Here is a 21,780-nt window from a genome sequence, read left to right as displayed (position 1 = left end):
CTTGTATTTCTACAAACAAGATTTGATCAATATGATCGTTCCGGATAAGCCGGATCCTGCTGCAGCGAAGGTTCTGCAGGAGGCGCTTGGCGGTCATTACGGCGAGATGCGCACGATGATGCAGTATTTTTTCCAAAGCACGAACTTTAGAGGAAACGCGGCGCAGTATCGCGATCTGATCCGAGGGGTATTCCTGGAGGAAATCAGCCATGTCGAGCTGGTGCAAACCACGATTAATCAGCTGTTAACTGGTTCAGGAGAAGAAACTCCGGGTAATGCAGGTGTAGATGGAGCTCCGCTGGATGAAGCGGTCAAGCATGCGAACCCGCATCATTTTATTGTTGGCGCGCAAGGCTCGCTTCCGGTTGATGCCGGCGGCAACCCGTGGATGGGCAATTATGTCTACAATCACGGCAATTTGATTGCCGATTTGTTGGATAATTTGCTGCTTGAATCAACAGGGGTACTGCAAAAAACACGAATTTACGAGATGAGCTCCAATAAAACATTCCGAGAAACACTTGCTTTCCTGATCGTTCGGGATAACGCTCATCAGAATGCGTTCGCGAAGGCACTCGAAACGCTTGGCGTAAGCTGGGGCAATCTGTTCCCGGTACCGAACTACGATATTAACAAATATCCAGAATGCCGGAAGTATGTTGATATGGGCTTCCACAACGCGCAATTTAACTTCCGCTTGGATGACACTAGAATTGCTGAAGTCTTCAGCGGTAAATCGCCTAGCCGTAACGGCGGAGAGCTTCAGGTTACACCGCCTCCGGAAGGCTATGCTGTACCGTACAATCCGGAGCTGCCAAATGAACACGCTCCAGGCTTGACGGACATGGGCAGATAAACGTTTAAGACAGAAGGGATCTCACGCTCGGGCGTCTGATCCCTTTTGCATACAAAAAGGATGGAGGTAGCGGCTTGGAAATTTTTGTTATCGTTCTCGTCATGCTTGTTCTGATTGGCGTCTCCAATGTCATTTATCGTTATATTCCATTCATTCCGGTACCGCTTATCCAAATTGTATTAGGCGCGGTTATTACCGTTATTCCATTTGGCGTACATCTTCATCTGGAGCCGGAATTGTTCTTTATTCTGTTCATCGCTCCCTTGCTGTACAACGATGGCAAAAATACGCCGCGCGATGAGCTGTGGCGTCTGCGCGCGCCAATCCTGCTGCTGTCTGTCGGACTGGTCTTCGTAACGGTCTTTGTGATTGGCTATACCATACATTGGATGATCCCGACTATTCCTCTTGCCGCAGCCTTTGGCCTTGCTGCCATTCTGTCGCCAACGGACGCAGTAGCCGTTGGGGCTTTGGCCGGACGGATTCAGCTGCCCAAAAGCCTGATGCGATTGCTGGAAGGCGAAGCCTTAATGAATGACGCATCTGGTCTTGTAGCGTTCAAATTTGCTGTTGCGGCAGCTATGACAGGTGTTTTTTCCTGGCAAAAGGCATCATTCAGCTTCATTGTCATTGCTGCTGGCGGGCTGCTTGTCGGCGCCGTGTTGGCTTTTATCATTATCGGCATCCGTCACTTGCTCAGAAGGGCAGGGCTGGAGGACGAGACGATGCATATGCTGCTTCAGCTTGTCACGCCATTTCTGCTTTACCTTGTGGCGGAAGAACTAGGGGTATCCGGCATTCTTGCAGCAGTTGCAGGCGGGATTGTACATGCCATCGAGGATGACCGGGTTGATCACAGTATGCCTAGGCTCAAATCGGTATCCGTGAATACATGGTCGGTTATCCTGTTTATTCTGAACGGGCTTGTTTTTGTTATCCTGGGCCTTCAAATTCCCCAGGTTACAACGGTGATTTTCAAGGATCCCGGTTTTAACAATCTGGAAGTGATCGGCTATGCGGTCATTATTTTCGTTCTGCTGCTTGTGCTGCGCTTTGTCTGGACATTCTTGTTTACCTGGATTGGCAAGGATAAGCTCAGCTTCAAGGTGATTATCCTGACGACGATCTCCGGTGTGAGGGGAGCGGTTACGCTTGCGGGCGCGTTTTCGGTTCCTTTGCTGCTTAATAACGGGAGTCCGTTCCCGCAGAGAGATCTCATTATTTTCCTCGCTGCCTTTATTATTCTGTTGTCGCTGCTGACGGCCAGCATTCTATTGCCTCTAATTGCGAAGAAGCGAGTGATTGCGGATGAAACCGAGCAGGCCCATGAGGAACGGGAATGGCAAATGAAAGTCATGGGAGCGGCTATCCGTCACCTGGAGCATGTGAGCCATGAGGCGAACGAGGAAGCGATCGAGTCTGTCATTGCTGAATACCGCCGGATGATTCTGCAGATGGAGATGATCGAGAATCAGAACAGGCAGCTGCCGAGCCGACGCCAGAAAGAGCTGGAGATGCGGATCATTGCGCTGGATATTGAGCGGAAATATGTCGACGAGCAATTGGAGAAAGGCGCCATCAGTGAGAAGCATGCCAACTTCTACTTCAAAATGCTGGACCAAATTGAGCTGATTCTTGCGAACCGTCTCCATTTGTGGAGAATGGTGCTGAAGGGGTTATGGAATAAAGTGAAAGCGAGCTTTAACGGCAGCGGTTATAAGCTTGCTTTTACGGATGCGGATATTACCGCCCTGCGTGGACTCAGATTGCAATGCTCGGAAGCGGTGCTGGAAGAGATGGATGCTAGATGCGCACCGGAAGCGAAGGACGATCCAACCGAATGCGTAACCGCCTACTATCATCAAATTATTAGCCGGATGAAAGCCATGCCGATTCATTCGAGGAATAAAACGCATGATTTCCATGAAGCTCGGAAAGAGCTGCATTGGGTGGCGATCCAGGCGGAACGGGATGAAGTGCAATCCCTGTATGAGAAAGGAACCATAGACCGCGAGCTTGCGTCGACCCTGCGCCGGCATATCCGGGACAGGGAGGCGGCTATGTACGAGGAGGATGAAATCGGTTAATCTTATATTGTTGTACAGCCTTGTTGTACACGTATAAGTGAGTGAGAAGGAGAGATTATCATCATGACGCAATCCTATCATATTGTTGGCCTGACAGGCAGCTTGCGTAAAGCTTCCATGAACAAAACGTTATTAAAAAATGCGGCGTTGTTTCTACCGGAAAACTTTACATATACCTACGCCGACCTTGGCGAGCTGCCACTCTATAACCAGGACCTGGAGGAAGATCTGCCGGAATCCGTGAAGCAATTCGCCGAGCTGTGCAGCTCAGCTGACGGTTTCCTGATCAGTACGCCTGAATTTAACGGTTTAATTACTGGTGTTCTTAAGAATGCACTTGACTGGGTATCCCGGAAAAATATCGGTGCGCCGCTTGCCACCAAGCCCGTCGCCATTATGGGCGCTACTACTGGTCCGGGCGGAACGGCACGTGCGCAAACGAATCTGCGCCAGCTTATCTTCGCGCTTGATATGGATCCGGTCAACCGTCCTGAGCTTAAGCTCTCCCAAGCTCATATGAAGTTTGACGACGAGGGCCGTTTATCCGATTTTGCTACCTTGCAAGTGCTGCAGCAACTTATGGACAAGTTTGTCCATAAGGTAGAACGGTCGAAGGAATAAGGAAATGAACAGCAGCAAGATTTGCTTAAGAATGCTAGAGCCCGGAGATGCGAAGGCGTTGCTTGAGCTGAGATTGCGGAATCGAAAAAGCGGCTGTGCGGGTACTGTTCCTGCACGGCCGCTTCTTTTTAAATATGTTAAATGGTCCATTAAATATTGGCCTAGTTAGTGATGTATGATATAAACTAGATTTAAATAGATATAATTGGTTGTGCTTTGGAGGAGATGGAATGACGTGGAGAAGGTTTGGTTATGTCTCGTTATGATTGTCGTTATCCTTGCCGGATGCAGCGGGGAGAAGCAGGGGAACGAACAGGCAACGAATGATGCCCAAAGTCAGGTTGAGCTTACGGTATCGGCTGCGGCGAGCTTGACTGATGCGCTGAATGAGATTCAGAAAACCTATGAAGAAGAACATCCAAACATCAAGCTTCGCTTCAACTTTGGCGCATCCGGTGCGCTGCAGCAGCAGATCGAGCAAGGAGCTCCGGCGGATTTGTTCCTGTCTGCTGCCACGAAGAACCTGCAGGCACTTATGGATAAGCAGTTGATTGCAGAACAGACCAATTTGTTAACCAATGAACTAGTTGTTGTCGTTCCAGGTGATCAAGAGAGTGCTGTCGCCGGCATGGCAGATTTGACGAAGGCTTCGGTTAGACATCTTGCGATTGGTATTCCGGAGAGTGTTCCGGCAGGCAGCTACGCTAAAGAAGCTTTGATTAATGCCAAGCTATGGGACGGAGTTCAATCGAAAGCCGTGCAAGGCAAAGACGTCAGACAAGTGCTGCAATACGTAGAAACGGGCAATGCTGATGCAGGCTTCGTCTATAAGACGGATGCTTTGACTTCTAATAAAGCGAAGATCGCTTTTACGGTAGACCCGGCGGCCTACACGGCGATCCAATACCCCATAGGTATTGTGAAAGCCACAAAGCACAGCAAGGAAGCAGAAGACTTCTATATTTACCTGCAATCACGGGAAGCGTTTGATATATTCGTGAAGTACGGCTTCTCTGTACCGTCGCAATAATTGGAATCTTATTAAGGACGGAGGTGATGATACCTTCGTTCTTTTGTGGTCATAAGGGTGTTGCCACGGACGATATAACGTATATACGAAGCCGCGATCAATGATCGCGGTTTTTTTTGGTTAATTTTCAGGAAGAATATGCAAAATAAGAACAATCCTATCCTATCCCGAGGTGTGCAAATGACATTTTCTCAAGTATTGCGAACCATGATGATCAAGGATTCAGGGAAGAACTCCGGACAGGAGGAGCAGCTTCCTCCAGAGCAAGATATTAGGCCGCCGACACTTGCGCACACGCTTGAGGAGTTTCAGGACTGCAGTGATATTACACATTTAACTTTTCCCAATCATCAGACCGATCTCATCTATTTTGATCAGATGACCGACAAGGATAAATTAAGCCGTCATATCTTAAAGCCTTTGCTTAGCGGCAATGATGAGGAAGTTGCGAAGATGCTTCAGCATTTGCAGCCCTTCAGAATGACGAGCAGCAAGTCGTTAATCCTTGAAATTTTATCTGGCGGAGTGGCGGTTTTTAACGGGCAGGATGCTTATGCCTTTAATGTATACAGTCCGGAAAATCGGGCAATCAGCCAGTCAGAGACGGAGACCGTTATTACCGGTCCGCATGATGCCTTTACGGAACAAGTGAGTACTAGCCTTGCCATGATTCGCTCAAGATTGAAGAGTTCACATCTGAAGGTGCTGAGACTGTCCGTTGGTGAAATTACCAAGACGGATGTGTATTTGCTGTATGTGAAGGATATTGTCAATATGCGGTTTGTGGAAGAGGCCAAGAAGCGGATCAGCGAGATTGAGGTTGATGCCATGCTGGACACGAATATGCTCATTCAATACATGGATGACAGCAAATATTCGATTTTCCCGCAGTTTCTTACCTCCGAGCGGCCGGATGCAATCGTATCTAAGCTGGTATCAGGACGTGTTGCCGGTATTGTGGACGGAAGCCCCTCCGCATTCACCTTGCCAACATCGTTCTTCGAGTTTTTCTCTTCTTCCGACGATTATTATCAGCGGTGGATACTAGGGAGTGCGATCAGGCTGCTGCGCTTCATAGCCTTTGTGATTACGATCAGCTTCACGGCGATGTACGTAAGCGTGACAACCTTTCATTACGAGATGATTCCGGAAAATCTTCTGCTAACCTTGACGGAATCGCGAAGCAGAGTGCCATTCCCTCCATTATACGAAGCTTTGCTTATGGAGATAACGATAGAACTTCTAAGAGAAGCAGGGGCCAGACTTCCGACCAAGATCGGTCAGACGATTGGTATCGTAGGCGGTATCGTTATTGGCCAAGCGGCCGTTCAGGCGGGATTAACGAGTAATATTCTGATCATTGCGGTAGCCTCGTCGGCCATTGCTTCTTTCGTTATTCCCAGCTACGTCATGAGTGCATCTATTCGGTTAATACGGTTTGGTCTCATCTTGTTGGCCGGCTTCTTAGGAAATCTGGGATTGGTGTTTGGCATCGCAGCGATTGTCATTCATCTAAGCGGTCTTACTAGCATGGGATCGTCTTACCTGAATCCCGTTGCTCCATTTGAACCGAAGGACTGGAAGGATATCTTCATTCGCGCTCCGTTCAAGTCCTTGCGAGAGAGACCAACGCAGAGTGATTCACCTAACAAGGTACGCAATAAAACCAAGGAGTGAAGAGATCAACATGGAGAACAATGAAAAGCTCTCCCCCTTTCATACCACGATCTTGGTATTTATGATACAGAGCGGAGTCATGGCGCTAATCCTTCCGCAACTGCTCGCGGAAACGTTTGGAACAAACGGCTGGATTACCGTATTTGGGTTCGGCATTATTGCTACCGTGAATATCCTTCTGATTGCCGCGGTGTACAAGCTTGGAAAGGGCCGCTCCATCTTTCAAATCCTGGAGCAGTCCATCCCGAGATTTATGCTTATTCCCATATATCTTGCGCTGGCGGTTGTCTGGACTCTGCTTGGATGTATGGCGGGAAAGGAATATATCTTGATTTTTCAAATGTATGCTTTCCCGACAACAAACCCGATGGAATTCAAGCTTATTATGGATCTGCTTGTATTCTGGCTGTTAACGAAAGGGTTGTACAATATAACCAAGACCTCAACCATATTCTTCTGGCTGTTTATCTGGATGGTGCTGCTGGCTTTCTTTTTCTATTCTGATTTTAACTGGGCACGGCTGACGCCATTCTTGTTCAAGGGAGGAAAGTTTACGTATCTGGAGAGCCTTGATATTTATTCTTCCTTCCTTGGTTACGAGATTGTTCTTCTCTTGTTTGCTTATACCAATCAGAAGACCAAGCTTATTAAGGCCACTTTGATCGGGAATAGCGTTACAACCTTGACCTATTGTTATCTTGCATTCATCACTTTTGGGGTATATAGTCTGGGGCAATTGAAGAACAAGGCGTTTCCGGTGCTTGAAATGATGGCTTATATCCGATTTCCGTTTATGGAACGGATGGAGAACCTGCTCTTCGGGTTTATCTTATTTACGGTTCTGTTCTCCATTCTGATGTACGAGTGGTGTGCTTTGGAAATGCTGAAGCATATATTTCCCAAATTGAAAGCAAACTTTCTTGCCTTTATGCTCATGCTAATGTGTTTTATCGTTGCTTATATTCCGGACACGATTAACGATGTAGGAGATTGGCTTAGTACGTTAAGCATGATTGAATGCGGAATTGCATTTGGATTACCGCTTTTGCTGCTGATTGTACTGATGTTTCAAAGTATGGGAAGTAGGCTGGCACATGAATAAAATAATGAGGATCTTGCTAGTTGTGACGATACTCATTATGCTGCCTGGTTGCGATTACCGGATCTTGGAGAGAATAGGCTTCACCTATGCAGCCAGCTACGATGCGGCACCGGAGAATCAAGTCGAGATCGGCATCAGTATCCCTAGAGCCGATCCAACCATTGATCTTGTGAGAGAGCTTCATTCCGCAGTAGGAAAAAGCTCCAAGGATGCCAGAGTAAAATTTGCCAACGAGACGGATCTGCTTCTTGTGAACGGTCAAATCCGAGTCCTTCTTTATTCGGAAGCTCTTGCCCGCAAAGATCTCTCTAATGAGATCAACAGTATTTTGAGGGATACTTCGATTTCTCCCTTGGTGAAAATTTCTCTGGTTAATGGCAATGCAAAAGATATGCTGTTCAAGGACTATAAACAGCATTTATCCACTGACAAATATATAAACCGTTTATTGGAGAAGGCCAGTACTAATAATCGCATACCTAAGACCACTCTTTATGAATTTGAACGCGATTATTATGATGACGGGATTGATCCGATTGCACCTATACTTAAGGAACAAGCCGAAGATATTACGGTTGATGGAATCGGGTTATTCAGGGGTTATAAATACATTGGCAAAATCTATAACAAGGACGTCTTGTTATTCTCCATCCTGCGGGGCAAGTTTAAGAAAGGGGACATGGGTCTTGATCTGGATAGTGTTCGCGATAATGACGGTTCCCATGAATACATTATGTTCACTTCGGTTGTCAGCAACCGGGCCGTTCATGTTAAACATAATGCCAACGGACCTATCCATGTGACCATTGCAGCGAATTTCAAAGGATCCATTCATGAATACATTGGCGATCTGAAATTAAGCAAAGATGCGGATCGGCACCAGGTAGAGAAGAAGGTTTCAGAGATCTTGTCTGAACGGGGGAACCGGCTGGTCAAGCAATTGCAGCAATACAATGTCGATAGCCTGGGAATTGGGATGCATGTCCGCAACAGCATGTCTTATGAAGCCTGGAAAGCCTTGAATTGGAGCGAAGAATATCCTCGCATAAAGGTGGACTGTCAGATTCATTTTAAAGCAAAAGATTACGGGAAAATCAGGTAGAACGAACAGGAAACAAGCCCGCTCAGGCCATTAAGGCCTGCTGCGGGCTTGTTACATATTGATCCTGTAGCTTATTGCATGGATCTGAATTGGGAATTGGTATTGGAATGGATGCCCTCGTTGTTGTGAGCGTTGAAGCTGTTATACGAGTGCGCAGCATAACCTGGATTGATGCCAGGAGTTTGGGTATACGATTGCGAAATCGGGGAGTTGTATTGCGAGTGAATCATGCTCTCCACTTGTTTGCAAATCTGCGATACCTGCTGCAGCTGTTGAACGGCCGTTTGATGACCTTGCAGAGCTGTTTGAATGATCTGAGCTGCTTTTTGCTCGCGTGCAGCCAATTCCTCGAGACGCTGCGCATTTTGTTGTTCCTGTTGGAGCAGCATTTGATAATTGTGGCTCGCTTGCTGCGTTTGATTAACGAGTTGTTGAATCATTTGCTCACATTGGTGAAGGGATTGGCTTGCTTGGTTGTTGGAAAATTGCATGTTGTGAATTCCTCCTTTGGTTTAAGAACACATTTAGAATCCCTTCTCAAGCGATTAATATTCAACTCAATCTTGGTTCATAAATCATGCAGGAGTGGAGACTCTAAATTTCAGCGTGTTTTTTAATCCCGACTGATCTACTTGGAGGAAGTCATGGAGAACAAGAAGCAAAGAGATCTCGCTTCAATTGCAACTATACCGCTGACGATGACCTTAGCCAATTCCATCCTTATTCCGGTTCTTCCTTCTATGCAAAAAGCAATGGGGATAAGCGCCTTTCAGTCCAGCTTATTAATTACGTCGTATGCCGTTATTGCCATCTTGTTTATCCCGATTACCGGATATCTGTCCGATCGGATCGGCAGGAAAAAGGTCATTTTGCCAGGTTTGCTGCTGGTTGCGGCCTCCGGTGCTTTTTGCGGATGGGCTGCAGTCGCCATTGATAAACCTTATGCGCTTGTCATGACGGGTCGTTTATTTCAAGGCTTGGGAGCAGCAGCCTGTTTCCCGGTTGTGCTGCCGCTTGTCGGCGATTTGTTCAAAAAGGAAGAGGATGTCAGCAGCGGTCTTGGTATCGTTGAAACCGCGAATACATTTGGTAAGGTGCTTGCCCCAATTATCGGATCAGCTTTAGCGATGTGGACCTGGTATATGCCATTCTGGTTCATTCCGGTATTCAGTCTGATTTCGTTCATTCTTGTTGCGGTATGGGTGAAAGCTCCCAAGGATAAGAAGCCAGCCGTTCCTTTCAAGACATTTGTTCATTCTGTGGTTTCCTTGTTCCGGGAAAAGGGCAGATGGATTTGGGGGGTATATGTATCAGGCGGTATTAACATGTTTGCGATATTTGCCTCCTTATTTTATTTGTCGGAGACACTGGAGGAACGGAGCATTCATGGAATCGTTAAAGGCTGCCTTGTAGCGATCCCTCTTGTTGCTTTATGTACTACATCATGGGCAATTGGCAAATGGATTGGCCAGAAAAAGAAGCTAATGAAATGGATCTGCGTAATCGGATTTCTTGAAGCTGCCGGATGTCTGCTGTTCCTGTCTTTTGGCGGCAGGGATACGCTGTGGGTCATTATAACGCTTTTATTCGCAGGCTCCATTGGCCTAGGGGCTGCCCTTCCAACTCTGGATGCGCTGCTCACCGAAGGCATTGAGAAGGAGCAGCGCGGTACCGTAACGTCATTCTACAGCAGTATTCGGTTTCTTGGGGTTGCGGCCGGACCTCCATTAGCCGCATTGCTTATTGAGCAATCCAAATCTTCGTTATTCTGGGTCTTAACAGCCTGCTGCTTCGTTGCTGCTGTTATTGCGCTAATTACAATTAAGCCGAAGAGTAACTAGTCTCCGTTATATATCCGCGGCTCCCGTCATACCCTCTAAAAGAATGTAAGCGCAGAGGGAGGGATCCGTGTTTGGCACAGTCTGAATGGTATGAGCATCGCTTCTGGCTGCAAATATTAGGGGACCATGCCCGGTTTATTTTTAATACGCTATCACCGGTGGAAGCCAAGGATATTAAAACAGCAGGCTATTTTATTACCGCTTATGACCAACTGCTGGAGTACGCAAGACAGTCTTCGTCAGAGGCGGATTGTCAATTCATCAGCAAGCAGGCTTGCGAATTAACAACGGAATTCCGGGCATTCAAGCTGGATATTCTGGAGAGACAGCTGTTTGGCAAAGTGATGATCATGCTTACTCCAACATTTCTGAATCATATGGTCAATGAGCTGGAGGAATATTTAAGGATTCTGAATGAGCTTGTGGCAGGCAAGCCGGTTCCGGCATTTGACGCGCTTCATCATGATTTCTTATGGCTTCCCGATGCGGCCGGACATGCGGCTGCGATCGGAAGTGATCTGGATTTGGTGGAGAAGCCGTTAATCAAACGAACGGAGCAATTCGAAGAGCATTTCAACCAGCTGTATTTAAAAAGCGTTGAGCTGGCCGGCTACATGAGGACGGAGCTGAGAGACTTCCCGGCGTTCCGCAGGCTTCACAAGGAGATCGACATGGAGATGAAGCTGTTCACAGGCTTCCTTAAGGAGCTTGAAGAGCTTGAATTGTCAGATGAAGTGCTGGATCGGATCAGCCCCTTGATGCCGGATCATATGATGAGGGAAGAGTGCTACTATTTGACGAAGCTTGCCCAGCTGGGGCTCGTTCCCAATCCGAATTGCCAAGCGGATAAACCTAGAATCCAACCTTAATGATATGATTATTCAATGACTATCTCCTGTCGGGATAGTCATTTTTCGTATGGAGCTGATTCTTTTATGATGCAGCTGCAGTTCAAATAGCGGTGCAGAACAGGTTCAGCTAACAAGCTTGAATGATATTGCGTTGACGATCCCGTAATGGAGGTTGCTGATCTTCATGAGGACGGCGATAATGAAAGTATACAATTAAGCTGGAATACAGGTAAGATCTGAAGGCAGGCAAATCAACGATATTAGGACAATAGGAGTTGACCGTTGATGTTTCTGAAAAGCGTGGAGATCAGGCGGGATGAATATACGGATGAAAGGGAGTATCCTTTCTCAATCCCCGCGATTAAGGCATTGGACAAGCTTCATTTTCACTCGAATGTGACGTTTCTGGTTGGAGAGAACGGTTCGGGCAAATCGACACTGCTTGAGGCCATTGCCTATCAATGCGGCTTTCATACCGCCGGAGGCGGAAGGAATAACGAATATGAGGTGGATTCCTCGGCTGCTATATTAGGCAATGCCATCAGGCTTTCCTGGATGCCGAAGGTGACGAACGGATTTTTTCTGCGGGCAGAAACTTTTTATCACTTTGCTTCTTATATTGATACTCTCGATGCGGATGTATTAAGCAATTACGGTGGACGTTCCTTGCATCATCAATCGCATGGCGAGGCATTCCTGTCGTTATTCAAGCACCGGTTCGGAAAAAAAGCGATCTATCTCCTCGACGAGCCCGAGGCTGCCTTATCTCCGGCCAGACAGCTTGCTTTAATGAGGGTAATCAAGGATTTGTCCGCTGACGCACAGTTTATTATCGCCACGCATTCGCCCATTCTGCTTGGCTATCCGGAAGCGCAAATTTTGAATTTTGACGAGCAGCCGGTAGAGGAGATCCGTTATGAAGACACGCTTCATTACATCGTTACGCGGAGATTTCTGGAGAACCGGAAGACCGTGCTGCAAGAGCTGTTTGAAGATTAAAGGCTGAACGGAGGCGGCAGGAACATTGGAGAATCAATGGATAATCGCGGAGCACGATCCGCATTGGCGTACGCTGTTTCTTGCTATAGCAACAAGGTTGAGAGCAGCGCTCGGGGACATCGCCGTTCGGATTGATCATATCGGATCAACCTCTGTCAGCGGCTTGGACGCAAAGCCGGTTATCGATATTCAAATTTCGGTACCCCGATTGGAAGATCTGCCCAGCTTTAGATCCCGGATTGAGCAGCATGGTTTTGTATTAAGAGAAGACAATGCCGACCTAACGAAGCGATATTTCCGGGAAGTTCCCGGCATGCGGAGAACTCATGTTCATGTGAGACAAGCAGGGAGTTTCTCCGAGCAATTGAATTTGCTGTTCCGGGATTATTTGCGGCAGCATCCGGAGGATTGCCTGCGCTACGCTGCAGAGAAGCACCGGTTAATGCAGCAATATAAGCATGATCGTATCAAGTATGTGGAGGGAAAAGGCCCAATCGTCTGGGATATTGTACATAAGGCCCATCTCTGGTCACAAGAAACCGGATGGCGGCCGGGGAACTCGGATGCTTAAGAAGGAGGAACAGCATTGACACTGCAGCAATTAAAATACATCATCGAGGTCGCAAGCCGCGGCTCCATCAATGAAGCGGCCAAGCGGCTGTTTATCTCACAGCCTACGCTTTCGAATGCGATTAAGGATCTGGAAGAGGAGCTGCAGCTCGCGATATTTGAGCGCTCCAATAAAGGAATTGCTCTCTCCAAGGAGGGAGTGGAGTTTCTTAGCTACGCCCGTCAGGTGGTGGAGCAGGCCGAGCTGCTGGAAAACCGGTATTTGAACGCGAAGCCGTCACCGCAGCATTTTTCCGTATCGACGCAGCACTATGCATTTGCGGTTAATGCCTTTGTCAGTCTCGTGCAGGAATACGGGCAGGATGAGTATGAGCTGTCCCTGCGCGAGACAAAGACCTATGAGATTATTGAAGATGTGAAGAGCTTGCGAAGCGAGATCGGCATCCTTTATTTGAATGAATTCAATGGCAAAGTCATTAACAAGCTGCTAAAGGACTCGAATTTGCAGTTTACGAGCCTGTTTACGGCAAAGCCGCATATATTCATCAGCATCAAGAATCCGCTGGCGAAGCAGTCCAAGGTAACAATTGACCAGCTGGAGGAATTTCCTTATTTGTCTTTTGACCAGGGAGAGTATAACTCCTTCCACTTCGCAGAGGAGATTCTGAGCACGTTATCGCATAAGAAAAGCATTCGTGTGAACGACCGAGCGACTTTGTTTAATCTGCTGATCGGCCTGAACGGGTATACCATCTCCACCGGTGTATTAAGCGCGGATTTGAACGGGAATGAGATTATTCCGGTACCGCTTGATAATGACGAAACGATTAATGTAGGCTGGATTTCCCATCGCAGCACGGCATTATCCAAGCTTGGAACCGCTTATATAGAAGCCTTGCATCACGCGATCTCGCCGGTTCCATGATATAGCTTTTGGCTATAACTAGATATAGTATTTTACAGTTACACTATAACTCTGAAACCATGTTATCTTTCTTGTAACAAATGTTGAGGAGTTGTTGCAAGATGGCAAAGAGCAGTGTAATGGGGTACCCTCGAATCGGTGAGAACCGCGAATGGAAGAAAGCGCTGGAAGCATTCTGGGCAGGCAAGCTGGAGGAAACAGAGCTTCATCAGCAGCTTCAGCAAATCCGTCTTCAGCATCTTAGCAAGCAGCAGGAAAAAGGCATTGACTACATTCCGGTTAATGACTTCAGCTATTACGATCAAGTGCTTGATACAGCCGCCATGTTCGGAATTATTCCGAAGCGGTTTAACTATAACGGCGGTGCAGTTCCGCTATCGGTCTATTTCGGCGTCGCACGCGGCACCAAGGAAGCAGCAGCGAGTGAAATGACGAAATGGTTCAATACGAACTATCATTACATCGTGCCCGAGCTTTACGGAGCGGAGCCGGTCCTTACCGAGAATAGACCGCTTGCAGCTTACCGCGAGGCAAAAGAGAAGCTCGGAATCGAAGGAAAGCCGGTTATTCTAGGTCCATTTTCGTTCCTTAAGCTGTCGAAGGGTTATGGCAGATCCGAGGTAGACACATGGCTCTCGATTCTTCTTAAGCTGTATGTGCAAGTGCTTCAGGAGCTTGTGGCAGAAGGTGTTCAGTGGGTTCAGATTGATGAACCGGCACTCGTCACCAAGCTAAGCAATGATGATGTAGCACGGCTGCATACGTTATATGGCAAGCTTGCGGAAGCCGTTCCTCAGCTCAACCTTTTACTGCAGACCTACTTCGGTTCACTCGAGCAATACAAGGAGATTGTGAAGCTGCCCGTGCAAGGTATTGGACTCGACTTCGTTCATGGTCTTCGCGGTAATCTGTCTGCTGTCCGTGAATACGGCTTCCCGGCAGACAAGGTGCTTGGAGCTGGCATCATTGACGGCCGCGGCATCTGGAAAGCCCCGCTTGGCGAGAAGCTTGCTCTGCTTAGAGAGCTGCAAGGACTTGTTTCGTCGGATAAGCTGCTTGTTCAGACTTCATGCAGTCTGCTGCACGTACCGGTTACAACAAAGCCGGAATCCAAGCTGCCGCCTGAACTGAAAAACGCACTTGCCTTTGCGGATGAGAAGCTCGATGAGCTGGTCTTGCTTACGGAAGCTTTAAATAACGGGGAAGCTTCGGTTGCTGAAGAGCTGGCATTGAATAAGCATGCGCTCGAGACCTTGGAGCAGTCCGATGTCCGGAATCGTGCAGACGTCCATACGGCGGTGGCACGTATTCAAACGCAGGAGCCTGCCAGAAAATCTCCGTTTGCAGCGCGGAATGCCGCCCAGCAGCACAAATGGCAGCTGCCACTATTCCCGACGACTACGATCGGAAGCTTCCCGCAGTCAACAGAAGTGCGCAAAGCACGTCAGTCGTGGCGCAAAGGGGAATGGAACAACGAGCAATATTCCAGCTTCATTCAAGCTCAGATTGACAGCTGGATCAGCTATCAGGAAGAGATTGGTCTTGACGTTCTCGTCCATGGCGAATTTGAACGGACGGATATGGTTGAGTTTTTCGGGGAGAAGCTTGAAGGCTTTGCATTTACCCAGAACGGCTGGGTACAATCTTATGGTTCCCGCTGCGTGAAGCCGCCGGTAATATTCGGTGATGTTGCCTTCAAAGAAGCGATGACTGTTGAGGAAACGGTCTATGCGCAATCCAAAACCAATCGTCCGGTGAAAGGAATGCTTACCGGTCCGATCACGATTATGAACTGGTCATTTGTTCGTGATGACATCGAACGGGAGCAGATCGCTTACCAGCTGGCTTACGCCCTTCGTCAGGAAGTTGAAGCTCTTGAGAATGCCGGAATCGGAATGATTCAGGTGGATGAGCCAGCCGTACGGGAAGGCCTTCCGCTGAAGGAAGAAGAGCAGGCGCATTATTTGGACTGGGCGGTTAAAGCTTTCCGGATGACTACCTGCACCGTTCAAGATACAACGCAAATCCATACTCATATGTGCTATTGCGAGTTCCATGACATGATTGATTCCATTGAAGCAATGGACGCCGATGTGATCTCGATTGAAACGTCCCGCAGTCACGGCGAATTGATCCACAGCTTTGAAGTGAATACGTACAAACATGGCATCGGTCTAGGCGTGTATGATATTCATAGCCCGCGGGTTCCGGATGTTGAGGAAATGACGACGATGATCGACCGCGCGCTCCAGGTGCTTGATCCTAAGCTGTTCTGGATTAATCCGGACTGCGGTTTGAAGACACGCGGCAAGGAGGAAACAATCGCGTCTTTGCGCAATATGGTTGAAGCCACCAAGGTTGCACGCGAGAAGCATACCGTAAACGTATAACCACATGATTGTTCAGACTGAGACTATACCGAAAGTCATCCACGATGGCTAAGGTACAGTCTCTTTTTATTCTTTTTTATGGCATTCTATAAATATCTGAATGTAAGGTGTTACAAATTAGACTTGAGACCCGTCTTATACATGTCAACGTTGAGCCCGGGGCAAGCGTGAAGGCAATGAATAGTAGGGAGGCAAAGGACAAATGAACAAACAAGATCCGGCGCCGGATTTGTTTAAACATATATTTCATAAGCATTATCCGTCCGTCATACGAAAACTGACAGCACTGCTGCGCGATCAGGCAGCCGCCGAAGATTTGGCACAGGAGGTTTTCCTGAAATTGTACAGGAACCCGCCGTCAACTCCGGAAGCCGTGGGGGCATGGCTGCATCGCGTGCTTACGAGAAGTGCTTACGATTATTTGGATCAAAAGGCGCGGGAGCGAATGCTGGTGCAGCGTCAGGAAAAGCAGTTGATGACAGAGCCGCAGTCCTACCAATCCGGCGAACACGCCGTGATCAAGCAGGGGGATGAAGAGCAGGTTCAAGGCTGGTTGAACTCCCTGCCGGAACGGGACAGAGAGATGCTGCTGCTGAGGTATTCGGGCTACAGTTATTCCGAAATTGCGCAGGAATTAAATGTTCAGCAGCCTCAGGTAGGCATGCTGCTTAAGCGGGCGGGAGAAAGATTACGCAAGCAAGCGTTGAAGCACGAAAACCAATGGACGCATGAATAAGGAGAGGAAGCAAATGACAAATCAACCGTTCATTAAAACGGACGCCTTGGAGCGGAAGCCATTAAACTTGCCGGCTTCGGAGGAAACCAATGAAGCCTGGGCGAAGCTGGAGCTCAAGCTTAAAGAGCAAGTAAGCTCTCCAATTTGGGAAGCATGGATGAAAGAAGGGGTAACGGCGGAAGATACGGAGCATAAAGCAGGCGGCAAGTCGCAAGTAGCTGCAGAGGGTCTTGATGCGACTACAGAGAGTCTGGCTGTAGAGAAAAAGGAAAGCCGTGAGGTGAAGCTGGCACCTAATCGCAGCTGGTTGAGAAAGCATGGCATGAAAACGGGTGTTGCCGCTGCTGCTGTCCTTATCTGCGCAGCTATCGCCATCCCGTCCACCAATGAAGCGCTGGCGTCAATTTTGGGCAAGTTTAAGATGAACCAGATTGCGGTCGTTCAAGAGGATGATTTCAGGACGGCATTGGAAGGCTTCTTTGGATCGGACGTATCGGCAGAGTCCAGCAACAAATTCGGTAAATTCGAACGGACGGTTACTGGAGAAGGATATCCTGAGTTAACAGCTGCGCAAGCACTCGAGCAATACGGCATTCAGGTGCCAGCGAAGCTGAACCTGCCGTTTGGCGAGCAAACCGAGCTTCGGATCAACGGTCAGCAAGGGCAAGCCCTAACATTCCGTCTGGACGTCGATGCGATTAACGGTGTAATGAAGAAGCTTGGAGCGAAGCAATTGCTGCCTGCTTCTGTAGACGGCAAGCCGATTACACTTCGAATGGATAAAGGGGTTAGTGCTGATTACAGCTTTGTAGATTCGGATGACAGGGAGCGTTATATTGGAGTCAACATTTCTCCGGTTCCGGTTCTGGAAATAGATCCTGCCATTGAAGCAGAAGATGCCTATGAAGCTTTAATCCGATTCCCTGTTCTGCCGGAAAGCCTGAAAAACGTATTGATGCAAAGTACGCGGATATCCGAGGGAGAAGTACCTTTCCCGATTATTACGGACGGAAAAGTGACGAAGACGGTCCTTGCGGGCACCGACGTATACTTCGAAAACAGTGAAAGCTGGGGCGGAGGCTGGAGTGCGACATGGCTGGAAAAAGGTTTGGTCAAGCATGTAACCATGTATGATGCTAAAGCACGTGAAGACGCAGAAAAGATTGTGAAGGAATTGATTGTCCAATGAGTTATGCGATCGAAACATTCAGCTTAACGAAAAACTACGGGAACGGACGTGGCTGTCACGATGTCACGCTCCGCATTCCTGCCGGGGAAGCCTTTGGCTTCCTTGGCCCTAACGGGGCTGGTAAAAGCACCATCGTCAAAATGCTTGTGGGCTTAACATCGCCAACGGACGGGAAAGCGTTAGTGTTTGGCCAACCTGCGGGATCGGTGGAAGCCAGGCGGCGCATCGGTTATTTACCGGAATTATTCCGCTATCCCGGATGGTTAAGCGGAGAAGAAGCGATGCAGTTCCATGCAAAGCTTTGCGGGATGAAGGGCTCGACCGCAAAACGCCGGATCAATCAGCTCCTGGACGAGGTTGGCATCGGACAGCGGGGACGTGACCGCATTAAAGGTTATTCCAAAGGGATGCAGCAACGGCTAGGTCTCGCCTGCGCGCTTCTGAACGATCCGGATATCGTATTTCTGGACGAGCCAGCCTCCGCGCTGGATCCTGTTGGCCGTCATGAAGTGCGTGAGCTGCTGCAGCGTCTTCGCAAGGAAGGCAAAACGATTTTCCTGAACTCGCATCTACTGGAGGACGTTGAACAATTATGCGATCGTGTAGCTCTGCTGAACAATGGCCGGATCTTGTCGGAAGGACGCGTATCGGATGTACTCCGGGCTTCTTCGCGCTGGCGGTTCCGAGTAGGGGGAATGACTCCCGAGATGCTGGACTGGCTTCGCGAAACGATGATCGTTGCTGTCGATATCGTTCCTATGGAGAATAGTGAAATGCCGGCATGGGGAGAGCATTGGCTGGAAGCCGGGCTTGCCGAGGACGAGCAGGTTGGTTATTTTAACCGTCTTCTTATTGAACAGGGCATGACTTTATACGAGACACAGAAAGTAAAGTCTAGCCTGGACGAATGGTTTTTACAGGCAGTATCGGGTTTGGAGCATAGGGGGGAAAACCGATGATTGCCGTTTGGATGTTAACATGGAAAGAGCTTGTTCGAAAAAAAGTAACCCTGATGACTTTGCTGCTAACGGTCCTGTTTTGGATCGCCTTTTATTTTATAGCGCAGAGCGTAGGCGCATCTGTTGCGCAGTCTGAATCCGGCATCATAAGCCTAGATGATTTGCTTGAACGCTTCCGAGGAAGCGCTATTTTGCTTTCGATCGGTTTCTTCTTTGGATCAATCGCAACGGGATTTCTGGCAATTTTCAGCTCTGTTGCTGCTGTTGCGGGTGAAGCGGAGCATGGGGTGCTGCAGTCCGTATTGGCAAGACCGATTCCGCGAACACGCTGGTACATGGGACGATGGCTTGGATTTGTCACTTTTTGTCTCGCCTATGCTCTTCTTCTATTTGTATCTATCCTTGTTATTGTCACTTACGCGGCAGGTGCTCATCCTGACTGGTCCACAATAGGGCCTGCGTTTGTTTTGTTTATGAGTCCCGTTTTCTTAATGGTAACGCTTACGATGTTTGCGTCCTGCTGGCTTGCGCCGCTTGGCAACGGGGTTGCAATGGTGATGCTGTTTGGGATGAGCTGGCTGGGTACAATGCTTGACCGGGTTATTGCAACGGGAATGTTCCGGACGGACGAAACGACGAAAGCATCCGATACACTCGAGATTGTATCAGGACTGATCCGTCTCCTTATTCCAACAGATGCGCTGCAGCAGAGGATGTTATCCGAACTGTTCCAGGTTAAGAGCTTGGGCGGAGGGTTCTCATCCAGAGATTCTTTGGGTTATTTTTCTGTCGTTAACCCGCCATCTGATGCTTTTTTATATTACACGGCTGTTTATTTCCTGATTTTTCTTGCCGCAGGGTTGTTAGCAATCAGACGGAAGGATTTTTAAATCATAACCCGGATTACAACATGGATTCTTATAAAATTGAAATTTTGCAAACTAGAGGCAGGCACATTCCGTGGCTGCTTTAATCATTTGTTCAAAACGGCTAACTGGCGTATTTATCCATTGATTTATGAGCCAGAGGTCTATATGATAAGACATTGTCAGTCAAATTAAATAGTAAATCCTCATCCACCAAGATGAGGTAGAGGTTGCGATGTTAATGAGTACATCGGGGAAGGTCCAGTAAAGACCATCGATCCCGATAGAAAGGTACCCTCGCCGAAGCCGTCCGGTATACTGACCGTGACAGGCTGGGGCCGTATCCGAACAGGAACGGAACTGTCATATTGCTACAATCATCGGCAATATGTTGTGCTATCTTGATATTTGGAAAGTGAGGAAGATAAGGCGGTCTTTCTTGTTTCGTGAAGAAAGGCGGCTTTTTTGCGTTTTAAGGCGGCTATTTATTGGGACACTAATGGAAAAATAGATAAGGGAGAGTATAAGTTCGTGAAAGAGAACACGTTACGCAGAGGCCTGAAAGCAAGGCATATGGCGATGATTTCCCTTGGCGGATCAATCGGTACGGGGCTGTTCCTGGCGAGCGGCGGAGCGATTCATGACGCTGGTCCAGGCGGTGCGCTGCTAGGTTATTTCATTATAGGCATCATGGTGTATTTCCTGGTGACAAGCCTTGGTGAAATGGCAACCTACATGCCGGTATCCGGCACATTCAGTACGTATGCAACAAGATTCGTAGATCCATCCTTCGGTTTTGCGCTAGGCTGGAACTATTGGTATAACTGGGCTATTACGATAGCAGCAGAGCTGTCCGCGGCAACGTTAATTATTAAATTCTGGCTTCCGGACAGTCCATCGTTTATATGGAGCGCGCTTTTTCTTGCCTTGATGGTAGGTCTTAACTTGCTGTCTGTTAAAGGTTACGGGGAATCGGAATATTGGTTTGCAATGATCAAGATTATTACTGTTATTGTATTTATTGTAATTGGCCTGCTCATGATCGTCGGGATTTGGAAAGGTGACGCTGTTGGCTTCAGCAACTTTACAGCCGGCGATGCTCCCATTTCAGGTGGTTGGCTTGCTGTTCTGGGGATCTGTATGGCGGCGGGCTTCTCGTTCCAGGGAACGGAGCTTGTTGGTATTGCAGCAGGGGAGTCCGAGAATCCGCGGGAAAATGTACCCCGCGCGATCCGCAGCGTATTCTGGAGAATACTGCTGTTCTACATCCTGGCGATCTTTGTTGTAGGGATGCTTATACCCTTTACAACCGATACGCTTGCGGATGACAGCGTTGCGGCAAGTCCGTTTACGATTATTTTCGAAAAAGCCGGCTTAAGCGTCGCAGCATCCGTCATGAATGCCGTTATCTTAAGCTCGGTTTTGTCGGCAGGCAACTCGGGTATGTACGCTTCGACCCGCATGCTTTGGGTATTAGCGAAGGAAGGCAAGGCTCCCAAGATCTTCTCGAAGCTGAACAAACGCGGCATTCCGGTCTACGCTTTGCTTGCGACAGCTGCAATTGGCATGCTTGCATTCCTCGCGTCCTTCTTCGGTGACGGACAAGTCTATATCTGGCTTCTCAATGCATCTGGCATGTCCGGCTTTATCGCATGGCTGGGAATTGCGATCAGCCATTACCGTTTCCGCAAAGCTTATGTAGCACAAGGCCATAAAGTGGAAGACCTGCCTTACCGCTCTTTATGGTATCCGTATGGTCCTATTCTGGCAGGCATCATGTGTATGATCGTTATTGTCGGGCAAAGCGTGAGCGCGTTCTCGGACGGCAAAGTAGACTGGATGTTCATGCTGGCGTCTTATATCGGCATTCCATTCTTCCTGGCGATATGGCTGGGGTACAAATGGAAGTACAAAACGAAGCTGTTAAAGCTTGAAGAATGTAATGTAAATCCGGATGTGGAATAGGTTGAACTAGAAAA

General features: G+C 48.2%; 19 protein-coding genes and 1 riboswitch. Of the genes, 18 read left to right on the top strand and 1 reads right to left on the bottom strand.

What is annotated here, in order from left to right; translation table 11 throughout:
• Position 1 precedes the first annotated feature (1 nt).
• The 7 genes from BM200_RS07095 to BM200_RS07065 all read left to right on the top strand — a co-directional run bounded on the left by BM200_RS07095 (position 2) and on the right by BM200_RS07065 (position 8,475).
• The gene (locus BM200_RS07095; RefSeq protein ID WP_091183074.1) at positions 2-856 is read left to right on the top strand and encodes a manganese catalase family protein; all 855 of its coding nucleotides are present in this window, start codon (positions 2-4) and stop codon (positions 854-856) included.
• A 74-nt stretch (positions 857-930) separates the two neighbouring features.
• Positions 931-2,943, top strand: coding sequence for a Na+/H+ antiporter (locus BM200_RS07090; RefSeq protein WP_091183071.1), 2,013 nt, complete (start codon positions 931-933; stop codon positions 2,941-2,943).
• A gap of 63 nt (positions 2,944-3,006) precedes the next feature.
• On the top strand, positions 3,007-3,564 hold the full coding sequence (locus tag BM200_RS07085) for an NADPH-dependent FMN reductase (RefSeq protein WP_091183069.1): 558 nt from the start codon (positions 3,007-3,009) through the stop codon (positions 3,562-3,564).
• A gap of 262 nt (positions 3,565-3,826) precedes the next feature.
• Complete coding sequence (modA, locus tag BM200_RS07080) at positions 3,827-4,594, top strand: molybdate ABC transporter substrate-binding protein (protein ID WP_091183583.1); 768 nt, start codon at positions 3,827-3,829, stop codon at positions 4,592-4,594.
• 180 nt (positions 4,595-4,774) lie between these two features.
• Positions 4,775-6,271 (top strand): spore germination protein, encoded by a 1,497-nt coding sequence (locus BM200_RS07075; protein WP_091183581.1) that lies wholly within the window; start codon positions 4,775-4,777, stop codon positions 6,269-6,271.
• Positions 6,272-6,281: 10 nt separating this feature from the next.
• On the top strand, positions 6,282-7,373 hold the full coding sequence (locus tag BM200_RS07070) for a GerAB/ArcD/ProY family transporter (protein WP_245772918.1): 1,092 nt from the start codon (positions 6,282-6,284) through the stop codon (positions 7,371-7,373).
• Entirely contained in the window at positions 7,366-8,475 is a 1,110-nt protein-coding gene (locus BM200_RS07065) for a Ger(x)C family spore germination protein (protein WP_091183066.1), read from the top strand. The genes BM200_RS07070 and BM200_RS07065 overlap by 8 nt, the downstream gene beginning before the upstream one ends.
• A gap of 71 nt (positions 8,476-8,546) precedes the next feature.
• Here BM200_RS07065 and BM200_RS07060 read toward each other — a convergent pair whose 3' ends face one another.
• Positions 8,547-8,966: a hypothetical protein gene (locus BM200_RS07060; protein WP_091183063.1), complete on the bottom strand. Its 420-nt coding sequence runs from the start codon at positions 8,964-8,966 to the stop codon at positions 8,547-8,549.
• Positions 8,967-9,119: 153 nt separating this feature from the next.
• On the opposite strand from BM200_RS07060, the gene BM200_RS07055 reads away from it, so the two are divergent.
• The 11 genes from BM200_RS07055 to BM200_RS07005 all read left to right on the top strand — a co-directional run bounded on the left by BM200_RS07055 (position 9,120) and on the right by BM200_RS07005 (position 21,766).
• Positions 9,120-10,316 (top strand): MFS transporter, encoded by a 1,197-nt coding sequence (locus BM200_RS07055; RefSeq protein WP_091183061.1) that lies wholly within the window; start codon positions 9,120-9,122, stop codon positions 10,314-10,316.
• Positions 10,317-10,387: 71 nt separating this feature from the next.
• On the top strand, positions 10,388-11,185 hold the full coding sequence (locus BM200_RS07050) for a DUF2935 domain-containing protein (protein WP_091183058.1): 798 nt from the start codon (positions 10,388-10,390) through the stop codon (positions 11,183-11,185).
• A 267-nt stretch (positions 11,186-11,452) separates the two neighbouring features.
• Complete coding sequence (locus BM200_RS07045; protein ID WP_091183056.1) at positions 11,453-12,166, top strand: AAA family ATPase; 714 nt, start codon at positions 11,453-11,455, stop codon at positions 12,164-12,166.
• A gap of 25 nt (positions 12,167-12,191) precedes the next feature.
• Positions 12,192-12,737 carry a GrpB family protein gene (locus BM200_RS07040; protein WP_091183053.1) on the top strand — a complete coding sequence of 182 codons (546 nt, stop codon included), beginning with the start codon at positions 12,192-12,194 and terminating at the stop codon, positions 12,735-12,737.
• A 15-nt stretch (positions 12,738-12,752) separates the two neighbouring features.
• Entirely contained in the window at positions 12,753-13,661 is a 909-nt protein-coding gene (locus tag BM200_RS07035; protein WP_091183052.1) for a LysR family transcriptional regulator, read from the top strand.
• Positions 13,662-13,762: 101 nt separating this feature from the next.
• The gene (gene metE / locus BM200_RS07030; RefSeq protein ID WP_091183049.1) at positions 13,763-16,051 is read left to right on the top strand and encodes a 5-methyltetrahydropteroyltriglutamate--homocysteine S-methyltransferase; all 2,289 of its coding nucleotides are present in this window, start codon (positions 13,763-13,765) and stop codon (positions 16,049-16,051) included.
• Between the two features lie 202 nt (positions 16,052-16,253).
• Entirely contained in the window at positions 16,254-16,787 is a 534-nt protein-coding gene (locus BM200_RS07025) for a sigma-70 family RNA polymerase sigma factor (protein ID WP_091183046.1), read from the top strand.
• 13 nt (positions 16,788-16,800) lie between these two features.
• Complete coding sequence (locus BM200_RS07020) at positions 16,801-17,976, top strand: hypothetical protein (RefSeq protein ID WP_091183044.1); 1,176 nt, start codon at positions 16,801-16,803, stop codon at positions 17,974-17,976.
• Complete coding sequence (locus BM200_RS07015) at positions 17,973-18,935, top strand: ABC transporter ATP-binding protein (protein WP_091183042.1); 963 nt, start codon at positions 17,973-17,975, stop codon at positions 18,933-18,935. The genes BM200_RS07020 and BM200_RS07015 overlap by 4 nt, the downstream gene beginning before the upstream one ends.
• Positions 18,932-19,825 (top strand): ABC transporter permease subunit, encoded by an 894-nt coding sequence (locus BM200_RS07010; protein ID WP_091183040.1) that lies wholly within the window; start codon positions 18,932-18,934, stop codon positions 19,823-19,825. The genes BM200_RS07015 and BM200_RS07010 overlap by 4 nt, the downstream gene beginning before the upstream one ends.
• A gap of 192 nt (positions 19,826-20,017) precedes the next feature.
• Positions 20,018-20,208: riboswitch (Lysine riboswitch) on the top strand.
• 166 nt (positions 20,209-20,374) lie between these two features.
• Positions 20,375-21,766 carry an amino acid permease gene (locus BM200_RS07005; RefSeq protein ID WP_245772942.1) on the top strand — a complete coding sequence of 464 codons (1,392 nt, stop codon included), beginning with the start codon at positions 20,375-20,377 and terminating at the stop codon, positions 21,764-21,766.
• Positions 21,767-21,780: the final 14 nt, after the last annotated feature.

The organism is Paenibacillus catalpae (assembly GCF_900112695.1).
GTDB classification, from domain to species: domain Bacteria; phylum Bacillota; class Bacilli; order Paenibacillales; family Paenibacillaceae; genus Pristimantibacillus; species Pristimantibacillus catalpae.
The sequence above is the reverse complement of the archived record's forward strand: the minus strand, read 5'-3'. Positions and strand labels throughout refer to the sequence as shown.